Source organism: Paraburkholderia sp., assembly GCF_034668105.1.
In the GTDB taxonomy this organism is placed as follows: Bacteria; Pseudomonadota; Gammaproteobacteria; order Burkholderiales; family Burkholderiaceae; genus Paraburkholderia.
Genome location: NZ_JAXDPY010000356.1, coordinates 1 through 5,556, shown reverse-complemented (window position 1 = coordinate 5,556; position 5,556 = coordinate 1). Strand labels below are relative to the sequence as shown.

The 5,556-nt window shown below is 60.1% G+C and carries 6 protein-coding genes; all 6 read right to left on the bottom strand.

What is annotated here, in order from left to right:
• Positions 1–249 precede the first annotated feature (249 nt).
• Entirely contained in the window at positions 250–1,251 is a 1,002-nt protein-coding gene (locus QOC89_RS16045; protein ID WP_323045909.1) for an NAD(P)-dependent oxidoreductase, read from the bottom strand.
• A 95-nt stretch (positions 1,252–1,346) separates the two neighbouring features.
• On the bottom strand, positions 1,347–2,636 hold the full coding sequence (locus tag QOC89_RS16040) for an amidase (protein ID WP_323045908.1): 1,290 nt from the start codon (positions 2,634–2,636) through the stop codon (positions 1,347–1,349).
• A 207-nt stretch (positions 2,637–2,843) separates the two neighbouring features.
• On the bottom strand, positions 2,844–3,485 hold the full coding sequence (locus QOC89_RS16035; RefSeq protein WP_323045907.1) for an urea amidolyase associated protein UAAP2: 642 nt from the start codon (positions 3,483–3,485) through the stop codon (positions 2,844–2,846).
• A complete protein-coding gene (locus QOC89_RS16030; RefSeq protein WP_323045906.1) occupies positions 3,482–4,318 on the bottom strand; it encodes an urea amidolyase associated protein UAAP1 in 837 nt (278 codons plus the stop codon). The genes QOC89_RS16035 and QOC89_RS16030 overlap by 4 nt, the downstream gene beginning before the upstream one ends.
• 63 nt (positions 4,319–4,381) lie before the next feature.
• Complete coding sequence (locus tag QOC89_RS16025) at positions 4,382–5,194, bottom strand: amino acid ABC transporter ATP-binding protein (protein ID WP_416340406.1); 813 nt, start codon at positions 5,192–5,194, stop codon at positions 4,382–4,384.
• Positions 5,195–5,196: 2 nt separating this feature from the next.
• On the bottom strand, positions 5,197–5,556 hold a 360-nt coding region (locus QOC89_RS16020; RefSeq protein ID WP_323045904.1), incomplete at its 5' end, for an ABC transporter permease subunit.

The window sequence follows — 5,556 nt, the reverse complement described above, 5'->3', positions numbered from 1 at the left end:
GCGAGGGCGAACGTTGGTTCATCGGCTAAAGCGGACCCCCGCACAGGTGTGAAGAAGCCCAAACGCGTATGGCCGCTTTCGCTCATTGCGAATGGTACTTTCGACCCCGACGCGGTCAACCGCAGTGTCGGACCGACCATCTGCGTAGCACCGGCGACGACGCTAATAACTCTGAGTTCGCCGGGTAGACCATGCGGCACACCATATCGCGGCTGACCTGCTGCCCAACCCTCGCAGCGGGTCAGCCTTTTAGTATTCGGTCATCCGATCTACGACATTTTGAAGCGGCCGACCGGTAAGGTGTTGCTGCAAATTGGCGAAAAGCAATCGCATCGTTTCCGTCATGTAAGTGGTTGGGTCGTCCGCGCCTACATGTGGATTGATAATCAGGTTCGGGCAGGCCCAAAGCTCCGACGACGAGGGCAACGGCTCTTGCGGCAACACGTCCAATATCGCGCCGCTTAGCCTGCCATTCCTCAGCAAGTCGACGAGCGCGCCGTGATCCAGAACGTCCGCTCGCCCAATATTCAACAATGCTGCCGAATGCTTCGTCGCCTCCAAAACTGACCGACTAACGAGGTTCCGCGTACCGGAAGTCAAGGGCGTAGCGACCACGATGAAGTCAGCTAATTCGACCGCCTCGTGTAGTTGACGCGGCAAGTAAACTCGCTCGACGCCAGGTACACTCATGCCCGAACGCCGTACGCCAAAGACTTTCATGCCGAGCGTGTGGCCAGCCGCTACTGCTGCCAGTCCCATGTCACCAAGCCCAATGACCAGGAGCGATTTTCCTCGAATGAGCGGTGTGAAAACCTGCTCCCATTGCGCTCGCCGCTGGTGCCACACTATTTCCGGGAGGCGCGCGTTGAGTGCGAGCAACGACATGATCGTGAATTCGCGTGCCTTCTCTACGTGTACCCCGCTGTTGTTGACTAGCTGGACGTTCGCCGGCAGCCAGTTCAACGGCATGACGTCTTCCACGCCTGCATCGATCAGGTGAATGAATCGTAGATTGGGCGCAGCCGCGGCCAGATCACCGCGCGGAAACCGCGGATCGCAAATGACGCCCGACGATGTAACGAGCACTGTCGCAGTCGATAAGCTGCCGGCGAAGTCTTCCAGATCGCTACCGACGGTGAACCGCACTTCGCCCGGCAGCGCAGCATTGCTCGAGCGCGCGGCGTCGACGAGTTCAGGCGTAAGCCAGAACGGGCGGGGCTTGGAGGTCGTATTTTCCAGGTGGACGTGCATCTATCGTGTTCCTTCTATTGAGTGGTCCGCACCATAAACCTTCCTGGTTGACGGCGCGCGGCCGCGAGAACGGGCAATCGCGTTACGAGCCGTGCTCATTGCGTCAGTCTGTCGTAAATCCACTGCGCGCTCGAAAGCAGGCGATGGTCCTCGCCCCAGCGGCCGACCAGCTGCAGTCCCACTGGGAGCCCGTTGATGCCGCGCGTGAACGGCAAATGCACGCAGGGCAGTCCTAGCAAAGTCCAGCCGCGGCAAAACAGCGGGTCGCCGGTTGCGTCGACGCCAACTGGCGCTTCACCCGAAGCACTGGGCGCGAGCAGCACGTCAAACCGGTCGAACAGGGTGTCAATGCGATGTCTTGCGCGTTCGGTACGCACCAGGTTCGCCGCGTGTGTGCCACCGGAAATCACGCTGCCGCTGTCCAGTTGAGCCTGCAATTGAAGGCTAAGCTGATCCCGGTGATGCAGCCGCTCAACGCTTAGTGCACGGAACATTTCGAATGCCATGACTTCCTTTTGCAACGCCACCAGATCCGGCACATCGTCCGGTAGCGCGACGTCTGCGAGCGCTGGCGCAACATGCATTAGTGCTGCAGTCGCCGTGTCCCAAGCACGTTGCGTGTCCGCTTCCGCAAAGGGCCACTCAGGCGTCCGGCACAGGCCAATGCGTGGGGCGGCTGATTCGTCCGGACTGGTACTGAGCCGCGCGTCGCCGGTGAGCACAGCACCGAGCAGCGCCACGTCGCGCACGCAACGTCCAAATCCTCCCGGCGTATCGAGCGCCTCCGAGATGCTCTTGATGCCAGCACGGGGAACGCGTCCAGAACTCGGCTTATAGCCGACTACGCCGCAATACGCGGCCGGCCGGATGACCGAGCCGGCCGTCTGAGTACCCAGCGCCAGCGGAAGCATGCTGTCAGCAACCGCCGCTGCGGAGCCGCTCGACGATCCGCCTGGCGTGCGCGTCAAGTCATGTGGGTTACGGGTGGCCCCGGGATAAAAATAGGCGAATTCGGTCGTGACTGTCTTTCCGATGACCAAAGCGCCAGCCTCGCGGCACAGAGCGACGGAAGCCGCGTCTGCCCTCGGGCGGTGCGCGCCGTAGACCGGCGAGCCGTAGCCGGTAGGGAAATCGATGGTGTCGAACAGGTCCTTCACACCGATCGGCAGCCCGTGCAGCAGCCCACGCACGGGGCCCTTATCGAGGGCGTTTGCCTGCACTAGCGCGTGAGCGCGATCGAGATGCGCAAAGGCGTGTACTTCGTCGTCGCGTTCCGTGATCCGGTCAAGGCATGCATGCAGCAAATCGACCGCGCGAAGTTCGCGTTTCGCTATCAGGCGTGCAGCTTGCCATGCGTCCAGTTCATTGAGTTTCGAAGAGTTCATGCCTAAAGTTCCCGCACGATTGGCTGCGATCGTCGGTAAGACATGGCGAAGAAAGCCGTGGCTTGTCCCCGGTTACTTTTTGCTAAGCAGTACAGATATAGCATTTTTGGCTTAGGATTTTGTCATTCGAGTGATAAACGAGTCCGGACCGGCCGCTGGCCTGATGGCCCGAACTCGTCCGCACGTCCGTGAGATTGTGTCACCCGTCTATCCCGGCTGCGGAGCGGCGTCCCATATCATCACGCGTACAGGCGTCGGGTTGAAGTCATTGCTAGGGTTGTTGATCTGCGGACAATTGGAAAACACACAAAGCAGATCCATCTCCGCAACCAGATCAATGTAGCTTCCCGGTGGCGATATGCCGTCGAGCACAGCGAAATTGCCGGCGTCGTCGATCGGCACGTTCATGAAGAAGTTCACGTTGGGTGCAATGTCCCGCTTGCCCATCCCATACCGTCCGACCTCCAGCATAAAGTTCTCCCTGCATGCGTGTTGGTAGCGGGTTGCTTCGCCAAACCGGACCACGTTGCTCTCGCATGAACAACAACCTGCCAGCGTGTCATGCCGGCCCGAACTGTCTTCGACGACCCGCGCCATCACGACACCCTGGTTGGATACGAGCCGTGTGCCGAGTCCTATGTAGGCCGATCCCTGCTCGCGCACCGTGTCCTGCGCGCTGTAGCGTTGGGCAGTGTCCGCGGCGTTGTAAAACAGGGCATCGACTGCCTGCTGTCCTTCAATGTCGATAAGGCGCATCTTCTGTCCGCGACGCATCACGTGGGACCACGGCGAGCGGGCGGGTATGACCACGTCGAGCACGAGGTCGGTAAAAGCGGACGTTTCCATCATGAGCTGCTCCCGCGGCGAATGTGCCGCTCAGTTTGTTCGAATGCCCGGTCGACTTCCCTGCAGGCATGGCGACAGGGGTCGTCGGCCCCAACTAGAGGTGCGACAAACTGGATTACATCAAGCGGCGCAGGGACAGCTTGCACAGCCGGGTCAAGCGGATGGCCGGCGTTGGACAACACGACGAGGAGATCCATTTCCGCGCGAACGTCGACAAAATCCCCTGCTGTCCGCCGCTCGGGATGCCAGAGGAACCGGCCGTCGGCGGCGATCGCCACTGGTGCGAAAAAGTTGATGCAGGCCGGCACGTCGCGACGCGCCAAGCCAAGCTTTGCCGCGGCCAGGAAGAAGTTATCGCGGGAGTTCCTCGCCGCCGAGTGCCCGAGTGCCTTCTCCATCGATTCTTTCGTGGTTGGCCCGACGAGCGGGTCGTGGGCGCCGGAGGTGTCTTCCACAATGGAGAACGCTACCCGTCCCATTTCCGTATAAATCACGCGACCCTTGCGCAGTCCGGTGCTCCACTGGACTTTCATCGTGTCCGCGGTATTCAGGCGCTCAGAGGGATCCGTTTCGCACCACGCCACCATCGAAACAGCAGAGGTACCCGCCGTGTTCACAATGCGCAGCGCTTCGCCACGCGCCAGACGTGTGGTCCAGTACCAGCCGCCCGGCACGTGTTCGCGGTGCAGGACGGCATCGTCATGCACTGGTTGATCGCGCGCGGTAAGTGGCGGTAGCGCTTGCGCCGACGCGCCTTGCCCTTCGGCACGAAGTGCCTCGTAGCGGGCTCGATGCGCTTCGCGCTCGGCCATTGAGGTATTCGAATGGATAGTCATGCCAGCAGTTCTGTATATGTCATCGCTCGGAATCCTAGCGTGGTGGTTTAGCAGTGCTCGTGGTCAACTGGATGCCAACGAACGGTCGGATGCAGCGGAATAGCGCTGCAGAAATTGGCGTGCGCGCTCCGTGGCCGGAGCGGAGAAGAAAACGTCAGGCGCCGCGCTTTCGACAATCCCGCCTCGATCCATAAAGGCAATGCGGCTTGCGGCGTCCCTTGCAAAAGCCATTTCGTGGGTAACGACGACCATGGTCATACCCTCGCTTGCGAGATCCCGCATAACGGCAAGCACTTCGCCAACGAGTTCGGGATCGAGCGCACTGGTCGGTTCATCGAAGAGCAGCAGTTCCGGTTTCATGGCCAGCGCTCTTGCGATTCCAATCCGTTGCTTTTGACCGCCCGAAAGACGGGCCGGAAACGCGCTTCTCTTCTCATACATTCCAACGCGGCGCAAGAGTGCTTCTGCTTCCTCGCGCACCACGTCTTTAGGGCGGCGCTGCACGTGCACCGGCGCCTCCATCACATTTTGCAAAACGGTTAGATGAGGCCACAGCGCGAAATGCTGAAACACCATGCCGATGCGCATGCGCATCCTCGCGAGATCGCGGTCGTCCATGACGACGCCGGCATTTGAGATGCCGAGCTGTTCTCCGTTCAGCAGAATTCGCCCCTGGTCTGGACGCTCAAGCCAGTTAACGCAGCGCAGCAGCGTCGATTTTCCTGAACCGGATGGTCCTAAGAGGCAGACCGTCTCTCCCGCGGCAACATTAAAGCTGACGTTGTCGAGCACCTGCAAGGATCCAAAGCTCTTCGAGACTCCAATAATGTTCAGAACCGCCTGGGAATCGTCCATTTTCGTAGGGTAGTGCATCATATTCATCGGCGCGCCTCCGCCATTCGGCCCAGCACGGCTACAAAGGCTTCGACTACCAGGCAAAGCGCCCAATACAGCAACATGGCCGTGATAAAGGCCGCAAATGGGACGAAATACTGCGACTGAATGGCGCTCGCCGCGTTAGTGAGTTCCGGTAGCGCAATGATCGTCAGAAATGCGCTGTCCTTGACGATTTGAATGATCTGATTGCCTATTACCGGCGCCGCGTTCAGAGCGAGAGGCGGCATCACGATGCGGTGAAAGAGGCGCAGGCCGCTATATCCGAATGCATGACCCGCTTCGATTGTGTCGCGCGGCAGAGAGAGCCAGGTCGACCCTATAATTTCGGCCATGTAGGCGGA

What these genes read in the sequence shown, in the direction of transcription:
- QOC89_RS16045 (WP_323045909.1), bottom strand. Translation starts at nt 1,251, where the DNA reads ATGCACGTCCACCTGGAAAATACGACCTCCAAGCCCCGCCCGTTCTGG.
- QOC89_RS16040 (WP_323045908.1), bottom strand. Translation starts at nt 2,636, where the DNA reads ATGAACTCTTCGAAACTCAATGAACTGGACGCATGGCAAGCTGCACGC.
- QOC89_RS16035 (WP_323045907.1), bottom strand. Translation starts at nt 3,485, where the DNA reads ATGATGGAAACGTCCGCTTTTACCGACCTCGTGCTCGACGTGGTCATA.
- QOC89_RS16030 (WP_323045906.1), bottom strand. Translation starts at nt 4,318, where the DNA reads ATGACTATCCATTCGAATACCTCAATGGCCGAGCGCGAAGCGCATCGA.
- QOC89_RS16025 (WP_416340406.1), bottom strand. Translation starts at nt 5,194, where the DNA reads ATGATGCACTACCCTACGAAAATGGACGATTCCCAGGCGGTTCTGAAC.